Source organism: Lysobacter sp. TAF61 (genome assembly GCF_052113485.1).
Classification (GTDB): Bacteria; Pseudomonadota; Gammaproteobacteria; order Xanthomonadales; family Xanthomonadaceae; genus Lysobacter_J.
This window is the reverse complement of the sequence record NZ_JBFRDH010000002.1, coordinates 298,855-312,285: the sequence shown is the minus strand read 5'-3', so window position 1 is coordinate 312,285 and position 13,431 is coordinate 298,855. Positions and strand designations below refer to the sequence as shown.

General features: G+C 69.2%; 16 protein-coding genes. 6 read left to right on the top strand and 10 right to left on the bottom strand.

Annotated features, from left to right (window positions below; all coding sequences use genetic code 11):
* Window positions 1–54 precede the first annotated feature (54 nt).
* From AB4Y64_RS05880 to AB4Y64_RS05845, 8 genes are all read right to left on the bottom strand, one after another.
* On the bottom strand, window positions 55–381 hold the full coding sequence (locus AB4Y64_RS05880; RefSeq protein WP_441815504.1) for a lipid-A-disaccharide synthase N-terminal domain-containing protein: 327 nt from the start codon (window positions 379–381) through the stop codon (window positions 55–57).
* Between the two features lie 49 nt (window positions 382–430).
* Window positions 431–1,165, bottom strand: a complete 735-nt coding sequence (locus tag AB4Y64_RS05875; RefSeq protein WP_441815503.1) for a glycosyltransferase family 2 protein — start codon at window positions 1,163–1,165, stop codon at window positions 431–433.
* Between the two features lie 6 nt (window positions 1,166–1,171).
* Entirely contained in the window at window positions 1,172–2,152 is a 981-nt protein-coding gene (locus AB4Y64_RS05870; RefSeq protein WP_441815502.1) for an NAD-dependent epimerase/dehydratase family protein, read from the bottom strand.
* Window positions 2,153–2,342: 190 nt separating this feature from the next.
* On the bottom strand, window positions 2,343–2,768 hold the full coding sequence (locus AB4Y64_RS05865) for a hypothetical protein (protein ID WP_441815501.1): 426 nt from the start codon (window positions 2,766–2,768) through the stop codon (window positions 2,343–2,345).
* A 16-nt stretch (window positions 2,769–2,784) separates the two neighbouring features.
* Window positions 2,785–3,690, bottom strand: coding sequence for a ParB/RepB/Spo0J family partition protein (locus AB4Y64_RS05860; protein WP_441815500.1), 906 nt, complete (start codon window positions 3,688–3,690; stop codon window positions 2,785–2,787).
* Window positions 3,687–4,508 carry a ParA family protein gene (locus AB4Y64_RS05855; RefSeq protein ID WP_441815499.1) on the bottom strand — a complete coding sequence of 274 codons (822 nt, stop codon included), beginning with the start codon at window positions 4,506–4,508 and terminating at the stop codon, window positions 3,687–3,689. The genes AB4Y64_RS05860 and AB4Y64_RS05855 overlap by 4 nt, the downstream gene beginning before the upstream one ends.
* Before the next feature lie 197 nt (window positions 4,509–4,705).
* Complete coding sequence (gene rsmG / locus AB4Y64_RS05850; protein WP_441815498.1) at window positions 4,706–5,425, bottom strand: 16S rRNA (guanine(527)-N(7))-methyltransferase RsmG; 720 nt, start codon at window positions 5,423–5,425, stop codon at window positions 4,706–4,708.
* 53 nt (window positions 5,426–5,478) lie between these two features.
* Entirely contained in the window at window positions 5,479–6,075 is a 597-nt protein-coding gene (locus tag AB4Y64_RS05845) for a 4'-phosphopantetheinyl transferase family protein (protein ID WP_441815497.1), read from the bottom strand.
* Between the two features lie 107 nt (window positions 6,076–6,182).
* On the opposite strand from AB4Y64_RS05845, the gene AB4Y64_RS05840 reads away from it, so the two are divergent.
* A complete protein-coding gene (locus tag AB4Y64_RS05840; RefSeq protein WP_441815848.1) occupies window positions 6,183–7,514 on the top strand; it encodes an AMP-binding protein in 1,332 nt (443 codons plus the stop codon).
* A gap of 165 nt (window positions 7,515–7,679) precedes the next feature.
* The gene (locus AB4Y64_RS05835; protein ID WP_441815496.1) at window positions 7,680–7,949 is read left to right on the top strand and encodes a GlsB/YeaQ/YmgE family stress response membrane protein; all 270 of its coding nucleotides are present in this window, start codon (window positions 7,680–7,682) and stop codon (window positions 7,947–7,949) included.
* A gap of 70 nt (window positions 7,950–8,019) precedes the next feature.
* Here the strand turns inward: AB4Y64_RS05835 and xth are convergent, their stop codons facing one another.
* Window positions 8,020–8,790, bottom strand: coding sequence for an exodeoxyribonuclease III (gene xth / locus AB4Y64_RS05830; protein ID WP_441815495.1), 771 nt, complete (start codon window positions 8,788–8,790; stop codon window positions 8,020–8,022).
* Between the two features lie 70 nt (window positions 8,791–8,860).
* On the opposite strand from xth, the gene ltaE reads away from it, so the two are divergent.
* Entirely contained in the window at window positions 8,861–9,880 is a 1,020-nt protein-coding gene (ltaE, locus tag AB4Y64_RS05825) for a low-specificity L-threonine aldolase (RefSeq protein WP_441815494.1), read from the top strand.
* A gap of 195 nt (window positions 9,881–10,075) precedes the next feature.
* On the opposite strand, the gene AB4Y64_RS05820 is transcribed toward ltaE, so the two are convergent.
* Window positions 10,076–11,512, bottom strand: coding sequence for a coniferyl aldehyde dehydrogenase (locus AB4Y64_RS05820; RefSeq protein ID WP_441815493.1), 1,437 nt, complete (start codon window positions 11,510–11,512; stop codon window positions 10,076–10,078).
* Window positions 11,513–11,617: 105 nt separating this feature from the next.
* On the opposite strand from AB4Y64_RS05820, the gene AB4Y64_RS05815 reads away from it, so the two are divergent.
* The 3 genes from AB4Y64_RS05815 (at window position 11,618) to AB4Y64_RS05805 (ending at window position 13,430) form a co-directional block, all read left to right on the top strand.
* Entirely contained in the window at window positions 11,618–12,157 is a 540-nt protein-coding gene (locus AB4Y64_RS05815; RefSeq protein ID WP_441815492.1) for a gamma carbonic anhydrase family protein, read from the top strand.
* 74 nt (window positions 12,158–12,231) lie between these two features.
* On the top strand, window positions 12,232–12,750 hold the full coding sequence (locus AB4Y64_RS05810) for an RDD family protein (RefSeq protein ID WP_441815491.1): 519 nt from the start codon (window positions 12,232–12,234) through the stop codon (window positions 12,748–12,750).
* Window positions 12,750–13,430: an RDD family protein gene (locus AB4Y64_RS05805; RefSeq protein WP_441815490.1), complete on the top strand. Its 681-nt coding sequence runs from the start codon at window positions 12,750–12,752 to the stop codon at window positions 13,428–13,430. The genes AB4Y64_RS05810 and AB4Y64_RS05805 overlap by 1 nt, the downstream gene beginning before the upstream one ends.
* Window position 13,431: the final 1 nt, after the last annotated feature.

The window sequence follows — 13,431 nt, the reverse complement described above, 5'->3', positions numbered from 1 at the left end:
CGGCGGGTCAAGCGTTGGCTGATCTGGCTGGTTCGACCATTGGACCGGGCGCGCTCAGTGGCTGGCGCGGTCGCGGTGCCAGCCGCGGTGCTTGATGTCCAGGTACAGGCTGTAGGCGGCGGTGAAGGCCGGGAACAGGTTCTGGATCACGCCCACCGAGTCCTGCTTCTGCGAGAACACGAAGTAGCTCAGCGTCATCACGCTGCCGACCAGGCTCATGTACCAGAACAGCCGCGGGATCACCGGCTTGCCGTGCTTGCGCGATGCGACGAACTGCACGAGCCAGCGACCACCGAACATCAGCGCGCCGGTCAGGCCGATGATCTTCCACGGCGACATGTGCAGGCCGGTCCACTCCAGCCAGGTGATGGAGTGGTTCATGAAGTCGTATGCCATCGGCGCCGTCCGCTCGTGATGCCTGAAGTGAAGGTCAGCTCAGCTCGCGCACCGCGGTGACCTTGCCGCGCTTGATCAGCCAGGCCACGCCGCGCAGGTCGCTGATGCCGACCAGCGCGCGATTGAGGTTGTTGTATTTCGACACGCCGGCCGAGCGCGGGCGATGGTTCACCGGCACGCTCACCGTCTTCCAGCCCGCGCGCTGCATCAGCGCCGGAAGGTAGCGGTGCATGTGGTCGAAGTAGGGCAGTTCCAGGAAGGCGGCGCGCTCGAACAGCTTGATGCCGCAACCGGTGTCGGGCGTGTCGTCGCGCAGCATGCGCGAGCGGATCGCGTTGGCCCAGCGCGACGCCCAGCGCTTGCTGCCGCTGTCCTGGCGGTTGACGCGCCAGCCGGCGAACAGCTTGATGCCTTCGCCGGTGGCGGTGGCGTCGCGCTTTTCGAGCAGCCTGGGGATGTCGGCCGGGTCGTTCTGGCCGTCGCCGTCGAGGGTGGCGATCCACTCGCCGCGCGCGGCCTTGACGCCGTTGCGCACCGCGGTGCTCTGCCCGCTCTGGGTGACGTGCTGGATCACGCGCAGCTCCGGCACCTCGGCCTTGAGCGCCTGCAGCACCTGCAGGGTGTCGTCGCGCGAGTGGTCGTCGATGTAGACGATCTCGAAGTCGGCCTTGCCGCGCAGCGCGGCGGTGATTTCATGCACCAGCGGGGCGACGTTGTCGCGCTCGTTGAATACCGGCACGACGACCGAGAGTTGCGGGGTGTTGTTCATGGGGCGTCAGGCCTTGTCGCCGAAATAGGTGCGGCACCAGTCGACGACCTGCGGCAGGCCGATCTCGATCGGCGTCGCCGGTTCGAAGCCGAAGGCGGCGTGTGCGCGCGCGGTGTCGGCCATGGTCTCGACCATGTCGCCGGGCTGCATCGGCTTGTAGACCTTGGTGGCCCGGGTGCCGGCGGCGGATTCGATGACTTCGATGAAGCGTTCCAGCTCCACCGGCGTGTGGTTGCCGAGGTTGAACACGCGATGCGGCGCGGCCGGAGGCGCCAGGTCGGTGGACGGCGGATGATCGAGTGCGCCGAGCACGCCGTTGACGATGTCGTCGACGAAGGTGAAGTCGCGACGCATCTTGCCGTGGTTGAACACGTCGATCGGGCGCCCGGCCAGGACCGCGCGCGAGAACAGCAGCGGCGCCATGTCCGGCCGGCCCCAGGGGCCATACACGGTGAAAAAGCGCAGGCCGGTCGAACGCAGGTCGTACAGGTGCGCGTAGGTATGCGCCATCAGCTCGTTGGCGGCCTTGGTCGCCGCGTACAGCGAGCGCGGCTGGTCGATGCGCTGGTCTTCGGAGAACGGCGGCGTCGCCGAGTCGCCGTACACCGAGGAGGAGCTGGCGTAGACCAGGTGCTGCACGCCGCGATGGCGGCACAGTTCGAGCAGGTTGACGAAGCCGGCCAGGTTGCTGTCGACGTAGGCGTGCGGATGGGTCAGCGAATAGCGCACGCCGGCCTGCGCGGCCAGGTGGACCACCTGCGTGGGCTGCACTTCGTCGAACAGGGCCGCCAGGCCATCGCGGTCGCCCAGGTCGAGCGTGCGGATGTCGACCTGCGGGCACAGCGCGGCGACCCGGTCGCGCTTGATCTGCGGGTCGTAGTAGTCGTTGTAGTTGTCCAGGCCGACGACGTCCTCGCCGCGCGCGCGCAGGGCGCGGCAGGTGTACGCGCCGATGAAGCCGGCAGCGCCGGTAACGAGGATCGTCATGGGTGGGGTCCGGGGGTGACTTGAGCCAATTCCACTGCTCCTGGAAGCAACGGGTGGGCCGTCTGCCGGCGCCGGTCGCGCCTGGCGCGGATCGGCGGCCTGCCTGGCCGGCGCCAATGATGCCCGATTCGGGTAACAACCGGCGGTGAATCGGCCGCGCGGGCGGGTCCGGGCCGGCCAGTCGACGCCCTCAGGCGTCGTTGTCGGGATGGATGTCGAAACCGAGCGTGAGCTTGAGTTCGGCCAGGCCGGCGCTGAGTTCCGGGCGCAGTTCGAAGCCGAACGCTTCCTCGCCGAACAGGCCGACAAACAGCCCGCAGCGGCCGCCCTGGGCGGCGAACGCGTGCAGGGTGTCGCGGTGCATCGACAGCCGCAGCTGGATCGCGCCGAGGAAATCCTCGATCTGCTCGCGGCACCACTCGCGCGGCTGACCGTCAGGGGTGAGTTCGACGTAGCCGTAACTGTCGCGATAGACGCCCTGGCCGTTGCCGGGCGACTTGGCCTGGCCGGCGCGCCAGGCGCGCTTGGGCGTCAGCCCCAGCTGGTCGAACAGCGGCGCCAGGTCGGCGCTGGGATGGGTGGCACGCAGGCAGACGAGGTAGCGATACGGGTTCATGGTGGCCATCCTGGCCTTACTCTGTGACGGTACCGCGCAGCTTTTCCAGCACGCCCTCGAGCGAATCGAGGTCGTTGTAATGGATCACCAGCCGGCCCTTGCCGGCGCGGCCGTGCATCACGCTGACCTTGGTGTTGAGCGATTCCGACAGTTCGCGCTCGAGCGTGGCGATGTCGGCCTGCGGCTTGACCTTGGCCGCCTTGGGCTTGCTGCCCGAGGTCGGGATCACGCCGGCGGACAGCTGCTGCACGCGGTGCTCGACTTCGCGCACCGACCAGCCGTGCTCGGCGGCCTGCCGCGCCAGCGCGATCGCGGCCTGCGGCGTCAGCGCCAGCAGGGCGCGGGCGTGGCCCATCTCCAGCGCATGGGTCTCAAGCAGCACCCGGATCTCGGTGGGCAGCTCGAGCAGGCGCAGCATGTTCGACACCGACGCGCGCGAACGGCCGACCGCTTCGGCGGCCTGGGCGTGGGTCAGGTCGAATTCGTCGATCAGGCGCTGCAGCGCGGTGGCTTCTTCCAGCGGATTGAGGTCTTCGCGCTGGATGTTCTCGATCAGCGCCATCGCGACCACGGTGCGGTCGTCGACTTCGCGGATCACCACCGGGATCTCGTTCAGCCCGGCCAGCTGCGTGGCGCGCCAGCGGCGTTCGCCGGCGATGATCTCGTAGCGCTTGCCGCCGATGTCGCGCACGACAATGGGCTGGATCACGCCCTGCGCCTTGATCGACTCGGCCAGCTCGGCGAGCTTGTCCTGGTCCCAGTGCTTGCGCGGCTGGTACTTGCCCGGCGTCAGTGCATCGACCGGAAGACTGCGCAGAACGTCGCCTTCCACTGCTTCCAGCACCGGCGCCTCGGCGGCTGCCTTGGGTCCGAGCAGGGCTTCCAGGCCGCGGCCGAGACCGCGCTTCTTGGCTACGCTCATGCCGTGGTCTCCTTCGCTTCAGGCGGGCGTGCGGCGGCCTTGGCGGCCTGGTCGCGTTCGCGCTGGCGGCGCAGCACTTCGCCGGCCAGGCCCATGTAGGCGATGCCGCCGCGGCTGGCGCGGTCGTAACCGACGATGCTCTGGCCGTGGCTGGGCGCCTCGGCCAGGCGCACGTTGCGCGGCACGATGGTGCGGAACACGCGGTCGCCAAAATGATTGGTCAGCTCGGCCGAGACGGCATTGGCGAGGTTGTTGCGCACGTCGAACATGGTGCGCAGCACGCCTTCGATCTCGAGCTTGGGATTGAGGTTGGCCTTGAGCGCATCGATGGTATCGACCAGCGCGCTCAGGCCTTCCAGCGCGTAGTACTCGCATTGCATCGGGACGATGATCGAGTCGGCGGCAGTCAGCGCGTTGAGCGTCAGCAGCGACAGCGCCGGCGGGCAATCGATCAGGATGAAATCGTAGTCCGGGCGCAGTTCCTGCAGGGCCAGGCGCAGGCGCTGCTCGCGGCCGGGTTCGGCCATCAGTTGCACTTCGACCGCGGTCAGGTCGATGTTGCCCGGCAGCAGGTCGAAATCCTCGGCGGTGCGCACGATCGCGCTGCGCACTTGCGTCTCGCCGAGCAGCACTTCGCAGATCGAGTTTTCCAGCTCGCGCTTGTTGACGCCGCTGCCCATCGTCGCATTGCCCTGCGGATCCAGGTCCACCAACAGCACCCGCTTGGGCGTGCGCGCGAGCGCAGCGGCCAGGTTGACAGCGGTGGTGGTCTTGCCGACCCCGCCTTTCTGGTTGGCGACGGCGATGATGCGGGCCATGCGGCTCGTCCTGGGCTGAGTGCGGAAGTGGACCGGCGTGGGGCCGGACCGTGGATTATGCCCGGATGGTGACCCTTGCGCGTCCCTGCGTTGCTGTCTGGGCGATATCGTTGCCCATGGCGACGGACGGCGACGCCGGATCAAGCACTTGCGCTGCCTCCAGTCGCCGGGCTGCTGGCGACTGGCGTCGAACGCCGCTAGGCGACGCGGCCGACCACGACCAGGTGGCGCTCGGCCGCCAGGCCCGGAACCGTGAGCGGGTGCACAGCCTGCATCGCCCATCCCGCCGGCAGTGCGGCGATCTCGTCGTGCGGGTACACGCCCTTCATCGCCAGCAGTTGGCCGTCGGGCTTGAGCAGGTGGCCACCGAGTTCGACGATAAGCGGCAACGTCGCCAGTGCGCGCGCGGTGATCGCGTCGTACTGGCCCGGTTCGGCCAGCGCCTCGATGCGCGATTCGGCGACGCGGACGTCGCGCAGGCCGAGCTGGCGGATCGCCTCGCGCATGAAGCGCGCTTTTTTGCCGGCGCTCTCGACCAGGGTCACGCGCAGACCGGGTTTGACGATCGCCAGCGGGATGCCGGGCAGGCCGGCGCCGGTGCCCAGGTCGGCCAGGCTGCCGCCGCGTGCCGCCATGTCATCGACGAACGGGTGCATCGCCAGCGAATCGAGCAGGTGCTTGCTCACCATCTCGTGCGGATCGCGCACTGCGGTGAGGTTGTAGGTCTTGTTCCAGCGCAGCAGCAGCGCCAGGTAGTCGAGCAGCGGTGCCGACAGCGCCGGGTCCAGCGCGAGTGCGCGCAGGCCGTCGTCGAGCGTCTTGCGCAGCCGGCTGTCGAAGAGCGAGCTGCCGAAGAGCGAGCTGTCGAGGGGCGAGCTGTCGGAGGGCGCGCCGTCGAAGGGGGTGGGGGTATTCATTCGGCGCGCATTATCGCCGATGCATGCCCGCGGCGGCCACGGGCGCCGCGACGCTACCGGGTCGGACGCCAGGCCAGCGCGCCCAGGTAGTCCTGCGCCGGCTGCAGCTCCTGCAGGCGCCAGTCCTGGGGCGAACCCAGTGCCGGATCGCATTCCACCAGCCGCAAGCCGCCGTCGCCGTCCTCGAAGCGCAGACGCTCCAGACCGAACGAGATGCCATGGCCATGCGCCTTCAGCACCGCCTCCTTGGCGCACCACAGGCGCAGGAAGGCGTGGTCGCGTACTGCCGCCGACGGGGCGGCGTGGAGCCAGGCGACCTCGGCCGCGGTGAAGTAGCGCCGCGCCAGCTCCAGGGCGCGGGCGCGCGGGCGCAAACGCTCCAGGTCGATGCCGAGCTGGACGCCCTCGCCCAGGGCGATCAGCAGGCCGTCGCCGCTGTGGCTCCAGTTGCAGTCCCAGCCGGCCAGCACCCCGGCCAGGCGCGGTCGCCCGCGCAGGTCGCGCGCCAGTGGCAGCTCGGCGGCGACGATGCCGAGTTGCGCGGCCAGCCAGTCGCGCGCCAGCGGTTCGGCCGGCTGCCGCGGGAGGTGCGGCCGCCAGGCCCAGCGCACGGCCCCGGCGGGCGTGATTGGGGGGGCAGACAGGGACATGAACTTGCGTTTGGGTTCGCAGGCGGCCTCCAGCGTAAGCTAATGCAGGGGAAAGGCGGCGCCAGCCGCAGGAAAAACACGTCATGTCCGCTGTCGTCGACGCCAGCATCGCCAACCTGCCGCTCGTGCCGCTGACGCACGGTGAGGGTGTTCGCGCCATCGCGTTCGACGGCGCCGGTGCGGTCGACCTGGACACTTTCTGCCGCCAGGTGCGCGCAGTGGCGGCGATGCTCCCGCCCGGGCGCCACGCGATCAACCTGTGCGAGGACCGCTACCGCTTCCTGGTCGCGTTCTGCGCCGCCGCGGTGCGCGGGCAGACCACCTTGCTGCCGCCGTCGCGCGCGCCGGCGGTGATCGACCAGGTGCGCGAACAGTATCCCGACAGTCATTGCATCGGTGACGACGCGCTTGCGTTGGCGCCGCCGGATTGCTTCCACCTGCCGCAGCCGCTGCCCGAACTCGACGGCGCGCCGTTGCAGATCGACACGAACGCGGTGGTGGCGATCGGCTTCACGTCCGGCAGCACCGGCCAGCCGCGGCCCTATGCGAAAACCTGGGCCAGTTTCCGTACCAGCACCGCGCAGAACCTCGCCGCTCTCGACGGGCTGCTGAACGCAGCCGGGGTGACGCATGCCGTCGCCACCGTGCCGCCGCAGCACATGTACGGCATGGAGATGTCGGTGCTGCTGCCGTTGCTGGGTACCGTCGCGGTGCATTCTTCGCGTCCGTTGTTCCCGGCCGATGTCGCGCGCGCGCTGCACGACGCACCGACGCCACCGTTGCTGGTGACCACGCCCGTGCACCTGCGCGCGCTGGTCGCCGAAGGCATCGCGCTGCCGCCGCTGGCCGGGATCGTTTCGGCCACCGCGCCGTTGCCGGCCGAACTGGCGCGCGCCGCCGAAGAACGTTTCGGCTGCCAGGTGCGCGAAGTGTTCGGCTCGACCGAAACCTGCGTGATCGCGCGCCGCCGCACCGCACGCGAGACGGCCTGGACGCCGCTTCCGGGCGTGCGCCTGGCGCCGCAACCCGATGGCACTGCCGTCCACGCGGCGCACCTGGCCGAGCCGGTGGTGCTGGCCGACCTGGTCGAAGTCGACCCGATCGACGGCCGCTTCGAACTGCGCGGTCGCAACGCCGACATGCTCGAGATCGCCGGCAAGCGCGCCTCGCTCGGCGACCTCACGCGCAAGCTGCTGGCCGTGCCCGGGGTCGTGGACGGTGTCGTCTTCCAGCTCGACGACGCCGATGCGATGGGGGTGCGTCGCATCGCCGCGCTTGTGGTTGCGCCGGGGCTGGACGAGGCCGCGATTGTGTCGGCGCTGCGCCAGCAGATCGATCCGGTGTTCCTGCCGCGGCCGCTGCGCCGCGTGGCCGCGCTTCCGCGCAACGAAACGGGCAAGCTGCCACGCGATGCGCTGAACGCGTTGCTGCACGACTAGGCGTCGCGGGGATATTGCGCGACGGCCGCTCCCGGCGCTGCAAGGCGCGGTTTCGCCGAATTTTCTGACGTCGCCGTCACATCTGCCCGTACAGACTCGCTTCGCCCCACCCCGGGGACGCATGGCCTCATGACCATTCGCGCGGACCAAGGAGACACGAGCATGATGGGCATCCTCGTTTGGCTGATTGTCGGCGGCATCATCGGCTGGGTAGCCAGCCTGATCATGAAGACCGACGCGCAGCAGGGCCTGTTCCTCAACATCATCGTCGGGATCATCGGCGCCTTCATCGGCGGCTGGCTGGGCGGCATGTTCGGCCTTGGCGGCGATATCAACGACGGCAATTTCAGCGTCAGCGGCCTGTTGATGTCGCTGGTTGGCGCCATCGTGCTGCTCGCCATCGTCAATCTGTTCCGGCGCGGACGCGTGCGCTGACGCCGCGACTGCGGCCTGGACGAAAAAGGCCCGGCATTGCCGGGCCTTTTGTTTGTTCCGGGACGGTGTTTCAGCCGCCCAGTTGCACCCACGCCGGCGCGTGATCGCTGGGGCGGTCCCAGGTTCGCGTTTCGCGGTCGATGCCCGAGGCGACGCAGTGCGGGCGCAGTGCGTCGGAGACCAGGGTCAGGTCGATGCGCAGGCCGAGGTTGCGACGGAAGCCGCCCTGGCGGTAATCCCACCAGCTGAACTGGCGCTCGTCCGGATTGAGCGCGCGCCAGGCATCGTGCAGGCCGAGCGCATTGAGCCTGAGCAGCGCATCGCGCTCGGCGCGTGAGGTGAGGATATGGCTGTCGTTCCAGACCGTGGCGTCGTGGACGTCGCGCTCGTCCGGGGCGATGTTGAAATCGCCCAGCACGATCATGCGCGGGTGCGTCACCAGTTCCGTCGCCAGCCAGTCGTGCACCGCTTCGAGCCAGCGCAGCTTGTAGGCGTACTTGTCGGTGCCGACGTCCTGGCCGTTGACCACGTACAGGTTGACGATGCGCAGGTCGCCGACGGTCGCCGCCAGCACGCGCTTTTGTTCGTCCTCGAAACCGGGGATGCCGATCTGCACATCCCGGGCCGATTCGCGCGAAAGCACGGCCACGCCGTTATAGGTCTTCTGCCCGGCAAAAACGCTGCGGTAGCCGGCGGCGAGCAGGTCGTCATCGGGAAAGCGCTCGTCCTCGAGCTTGGTTTCCTGCAGCGCGACGATGTCGGGATTGGACGCCCCCAGCCACTGTTGCAGGTGCGGCAGGCGGACGTTGAGGGAATTGACGTTCCAGCTGGCGATCTTCATGGGCGAAGTTTAGCCGCATACTCGGCGCCTGGACCTCCACGCCCACCACCGACCCCGCCACAGAACCGCCATGAACTGGATCGACCTTCGCAGCGACACCGTGACCGAACCGACCGATGCCATGCGCGAGGCGATGCTTCGCGCGCCGGTAGGCGATGACGTCTACGGCGAGGATCCCACCGTCAACGCGCTGCAGCAGCGGCTGGCCGACGACCTTGGATTTGCCGCCGGCCTGTTCGTGCCCAGCGGCACCCAGTCGAACCTGATCGGGCTGATGGCGCATTGCCAGCGCGGCGACGAGTACATCGTCGGCATGGATGCGCACACCTACAAGTACGAAGGCGGCGGCGCGGCGGTGCTGGGCTCGATCCAGCCGCAGCCCATCGTGCAGGCCGACGACGGCACGCTGCCGCTGGACGTGGTGGAGCGGGCGATCAAGCCGGTCGACCCGCATTTCGCCCTGACCCGGTTGCTGTGCCTGGAGAACACCTGGCACGGACGCGCATTGCCGCTGGAGTACCTGGCGCAGGCGCGTGCCCTGTGCGACCGCCGTGGCCTGGCGCTGCACCTGGACGGCGCGCGCCTGTTCAACGCGGTGGTGGCGCTGGACGTTCCGGCGCGGGAGATCACGCGGCACTTCCACAGTGTCTCGGTGTGCCTGTCGAAGGGCCTTGGTGCGCCGGTGGGTTCGGTGCTGCTGGGCACGCAGGAGTTGATCAACGTGGCCAGGCGCTGGCGCAAGGTCGTCGGTGGTGGCATGCGCCAGGCTGGCATTCTTGCCGCGGCCGGTTCGTACGCACTGGACCACAACGTCGCGCGGCTGGCCGATGACCATGCACGCGCGGCGCGATTGGCCGAAGGACTGGACGGGTTGTCGGGCCTGCGAGTGGTCGCCCGGCACACCAACATGGTGTTCATCGACGTGCCGGTGGAGCGCCTCGATGCGCTGCGGCGGGTATTGGCGGAGGCGCGCATCCGCGTGTCGATCGGGTACACGCCGGCGATCCGGCTGGTGACGCATCTGGGTGTGGATGATGCGGGGGTCGATCGGGTGGTGGGGGCGCTGCGGGGGTTTGCCGCGGGCGGCTGATAGGAGGCGCCTGGTCCTTCGACTTCGGCGCCATGCGCCTACGCTTCCTTCGACTTCGGCGCCATGCGCCTACGCTTCCTTCGACTTCGGCGCCATGCGCCTACGCTCAGGACGAACGGTGATGGGGCGTGCCGTTCCCCACCGTTCGTCCTGAGCGTAGCGCAGCGAAGTCGAAGGAACCTGCTTCGCCGAAACCTACTTCGCCAGCCAGCGGATCATCTTGTCGATCGCGCCGCGGTAGGGCGGTTTGAGCAGGTCGCTGGCGGCCATGCGGCGCTGGCGGAACACCGGCAGCAGCTTGCTGAAAGTGTCGAAGCCGGTGCGGCCGTGGATCGCGCCGATGCCGCTGGGGCCGATGCCGCCGAAGGGCAGGTCGTGCGCGCCGAAATGCAGCAGGGTGTCGTTGACGGTGACGCCGCCCGACAATGTCCCGGCAAGGATCTTCTCGATGCTGGCGTTGTCGCCGCTGAAGGGATACAGCGCGAGCGGCCGCTCCAGCGATTGCACCTGCGCGATCGCCTCGTCCAGCGTGCGATAGGTCAACACCGGCAGGATCGGGCCGAAGATCTCGTGGCGCATCACTTCGGCGTCGGCCGGCGGGTCCAGCACCAGCGTCGGCGGGAACAGGCGGTCCTGGGCGTTGCGCGCACGGGCCTCGTCGTCGAGGTCCGGTGTCACCGGCTCGATCACGGTCAGGCCGCGCGTGCGCGCATCGTCGACGTAGCCGCGCAGGCGCGCGAACTGGCCGTCGTTGATGATGCGGGTGTAGTCGTGCGGCGCGTCGAAGCCGCCGTAACGCGAGCGCAGCTCGGCCTTCATCGCCTCGACGAAGGCGTCGCGGCGCGCCGCGTCGATCAGCACGTAGTCCACGCCGATGCAGGTCTGGCCGGCGTTGAACCACTTGCCGGTGGCGATGCGTGCGGCGGCGCGGTCGAGCGGGTAGTCGGCGCAGACGATGGCCGGGGCCTTGCCGCCCAGCTCCAGTGTCACCGGCGTGAGGTTGGGGGCGGCGGCGGCCATCACCTTGCGACCGACCGCGGTGGAGCCGGTGAACAGCAGGTGGTCGAACGGCAGGCCGGCAAACGCGGCGCCCACTTCGGGGCCGCCAATGGCGACGGCGACGCGGTCGGCCGGGAAGACATCGGCCAGCAGCTCGCGCATCCACACACCGGTGCGCGGGGCGTGCTCGGACGGCTTGAGGTAGACGTGGTTGCCGGCGGCGATTGCCGATACCAAGGGCACCAGCGCCAGGTTCACGGGGTAGTTCCACGGCGAAAGGATGCCGACCACGCCGACCGGTTCCGGGCGGATCTGCGCGCTCGCCGGCCAGAAACGCCAGCCCACCGCCGCGCGGCGCGGACGCATCCAGCGGCGCAGATGGCCCAGGGCGTGGTCGATTTCAGCCAGCACGATCATCGCTTCAGACAGCAGGTTCTCGTGCTGGCTGCGATGGCCGAAGTCGGCGCGGATCGCCGCGTCCATGTCGGCGATGCGGGCGCGGAACGCGTCGCGCAGGCGCAGCAGGTCGGCGCGGCGCTGGGCGCGGTCGGGCTTGCGCGCCTGCCAGGCCTGACGCAGGCGCTCGCGGGTGGTGGCCAGTTCGTTGAGGGGCGTGTCGGCGGTGATGTCCATACGGTCGAGTGTAGACCGCGCCGGGTCGGTCGCAGCAGGGTAAAGACGGACATCCACGGCGCCGCTCATCCCCCCCTGCGACGGTGCGACGGATAGAATCCGGGCATGACCATGCGTCCCTACCTCGACACGTTTCCCAGCCACGGCGAGCGGGTCTACATCGACCCGTCCGCGGTGGTCATCGGCGCCGTCACCATGGGAGATGACGTCTCCATCTGGCCGATGTGCGTGATCCGCGGCGACGTCAACAGCATCCATATCGGCGCCCGCACCAACGTCCAGGACGGCACCATCGTCCACGTCACCCACGAGGGGCCGTTCACGCAACCTGGCGGCGTGCCGACGGTGATCGGCAACGATGTGACCATCGGCCACGGCGCCATCCTGCATGCCTGCACGCTCGACGACTTCTGCCTGATCGGCATGGGCGCGCGGGTGCTCGACGGCGCGCGCGTGCATCGCTATGGTTTCGTCGGTGCCGGTGCGGTGATCGCCCCGGGCAAGCAGGTCGGCGAGGGCGAGCTGTGGCTGGGCAATCCGGCCAGGCTGGTGCGCCGGCTCAGCGAGCGCGAGATCGAACAGCTGCACTACAGCGCCCAGCACTATGTACGATTGAAGGACCGCTACCTGGGGATGATCGGGTAGCGCAGCGGCAGGCCGCGGCAGGGGGTCGCGGGCACCGCAGGAGCAAGGACTTCCCGCAAGGGAATGGGGGATACATGGAAAGTTTCGAGTACCGCAACCCGTATGCGGCGCCGACGGCGCAGGTGCAGCCCACCGCGGAAGAACGTTTTGACGACGAGCTGGTCACGGCCGGGCGGCTGTCGCGGTTGATGGCGGCGCTGGCCGACGGCGGCGTGTCGCTTGCCGTCGCCCTTCCGCTGATCATCGCCATCGCTCGCTACAACCCGGCCCGTGGCATCGGCGAACTCGGCGGCTCGCTGGTCCTGCTGAGCGTGGCCGGCATCGTCGCCTTGGGCATCTACACCCTGATCCTGCTCAGTCGCGAAGGGCAGACCATCGGCAAGCGCTGGGTCGGCATCCGCATCGTCCGCACCGACGGCGAGCGCGCTGGCCTGGGGCGCCTGTTCTGGCTGCGCTACGCCGTGCCCGGCCTGATCGGCGGCGTGCCGTTCCTCGGCCCGGTCTTCAGCCTCGCCAACATCCTGTGGATCTTCGGCGAGCAGCGCCGCTGCCTGCACGACCACATTGCCGACACGATGGTCGTCAACGCCTGATGCTCGACACGTACCGCGAAGTGGTGACGCCTGAAGGCGTCGCCCTTCACCTGCCCGCCGCCGGCCCGGTTCCGCGGGCGCTGGCCTGGTTGCTGGATCTGGCGATCCGGCTGGGCATCGTGTTCGTTTCGGCCATGGTGCTGGGGATCCTCGGGCGCAGCGGCACGGGTTTCTACGCCGTGGTCCTGTTCCTCGTGTACTGGTTCTATCCGGTGCTGTTCGAGGCGATGTGGGATGGCCGCACGCCTGGCAAGCGCGCACTCGGGCTGCGCGTGGTTGCCAGCAACGGCGCCCCGGTCGGCTGGCTGGCGGCCTTCACCCGCAACCTGCTGCGCGTGGTCGACATGCTGCCGATGGGTTATGCGGCGGGCCTGGTCAGCAGCCTGCTCGATCCCTGGGGCCGGCGCATCGGCGACATGGTCGCCGGCACGCTGGTCGTGCACGACGTGCGCACGGCGGCGCCGACGCCGCAGCCGTTCAACCATGTCATGGCGCCGCCGGTGGTGCTGCAGCCGTACGAGCAGGCCGCGCTGGTCGCCTTCGCCGAGCGCGGGCCGCGACTGACCCAGGCGCGGCAGGAGGAACTGGCCGAGCTCGCCACGCCGCTCACCGGTGCGCGCGGAACGCTGGCGGTGACGCGCCTGTATGGCATGGCCAACTGGCTGCTGGGGCGGCGCTGAG

What these genes read in the sequence shown, in the direction of transcription:
- AB4Y64_RS05880 (WP_441815504.1), bottom strand. Translation starts at nt 381, where the DNA reads ATGAACCACTCCATCACCTGGCTGGAGTGGACCGGCCTGCACATGTCG.
- AB4Y64_RS05875 (WP_441815503.1), bottom strand. Translation starts at nt 1,165, where the DNA reads ATGAACAACACCCCGCAACTCTCGGTCGTCGTGCCGGTATTCAACGAG.
- AB4Y64_RS05870 (WP_441815502.1), bottom strand. Translation starts at nt 2,152, where the DNA reads ATGACGATCCTCGTTACCGGCGCTGCCGGCTTCATCGGCGCGTACACC.
- AB4Y64_RS05865 (WP_441815501.1), bottom strand. Translation starts at nt 2,768, where the DNA reads ATGAACCCGTATCGCTACCTCGTCTGCCTGCGTGCCACCCATCCCAGC.
- AB4Y64_RS05860 (WP_441815500.1), bottom strand. Translation starts at nt 3,690, where the DNA reads ATGAGCGTAGCCAAGAAGCGCGGTCTCGGCCGCGGCCTGGAAGCCCTG.
- AB4Y64_RS05855 (WP_441815499.1), bottom strand. Translation starts at nt 4,508, where the DNA reads ATGGCCCGCATCATCGCCGTCGCCAACCAGAAAGGCGGGGTCGGCAAG.
- rsmG (WP_441815498.1), bottom strand. Translation starts at nt 5,425, where the DNA reads ATGAATACCCCCACCCCCTTCGACGGCGCGCCCTCCGACAGCTCGCCC.
- AB4Y64_RS05845 (WP_441815497.1), bottom strand. Translation starts at nt 6,075, where the DNA reads ATGTCCCTGTCTGCCCCCCCAATCACGCCCGCCGGGGCCGTGCGCTGG.
- AB4Y64_RS05835 (WP_441815496.1), top strand. Translation starts at nt 7,680, where the DNA reads ATGGGCATCCTCGTTTGGCTGATTGTCGGCGGCATCATCGGCTGGGTA.
- xth (WP_441815495.1), bottom strand. Translation starts at nt 8,790, where the DNA reads ATGAAGATCGCCAGCTGGAACGTCAATTCCCTCAACGTCCGCCTGCCG.
- ltaE (WP_441815494.1), top strand. Translation starts at nt 8,861, where the DNA reads ATGAACTGGATCGACCTTCGCAGCGACACCGTGACCGAACCGACCGAT.
- AB4Y64_RS05820 (WP_441815493.1), bottom strand. Translation starts at nt 11,512, where the DNA reads ATGGACATCACCGCCGACACGCCCCTCAACGAACTGGCCACCACCCGC.
- AB4Y64_RS05815 (WP_441815492.1), top strand. Translation starts at nt 11,618, where the DNA reads ATGACCATGCGTCCCTACCTCGACACGTTTCCCAGCCACGGCGAGCGG.
- AB4Y64_RS05810 (WP_441815491.1), top strand. Translation starts at nt 12,232, where the DNA reads ATGGAAAGTTTCGAGTACCGCAACCCGTATGCGGCGCCGACGGCGCAG.
- AB4Y64_RS05805 (WP_441815490.1), top strand. Translation starts at nt 12,750, where the DNA reads ATGCTCGACACGTACCGCGAAGTGGTGACGCCTGAAGGCGTCGCCCTT.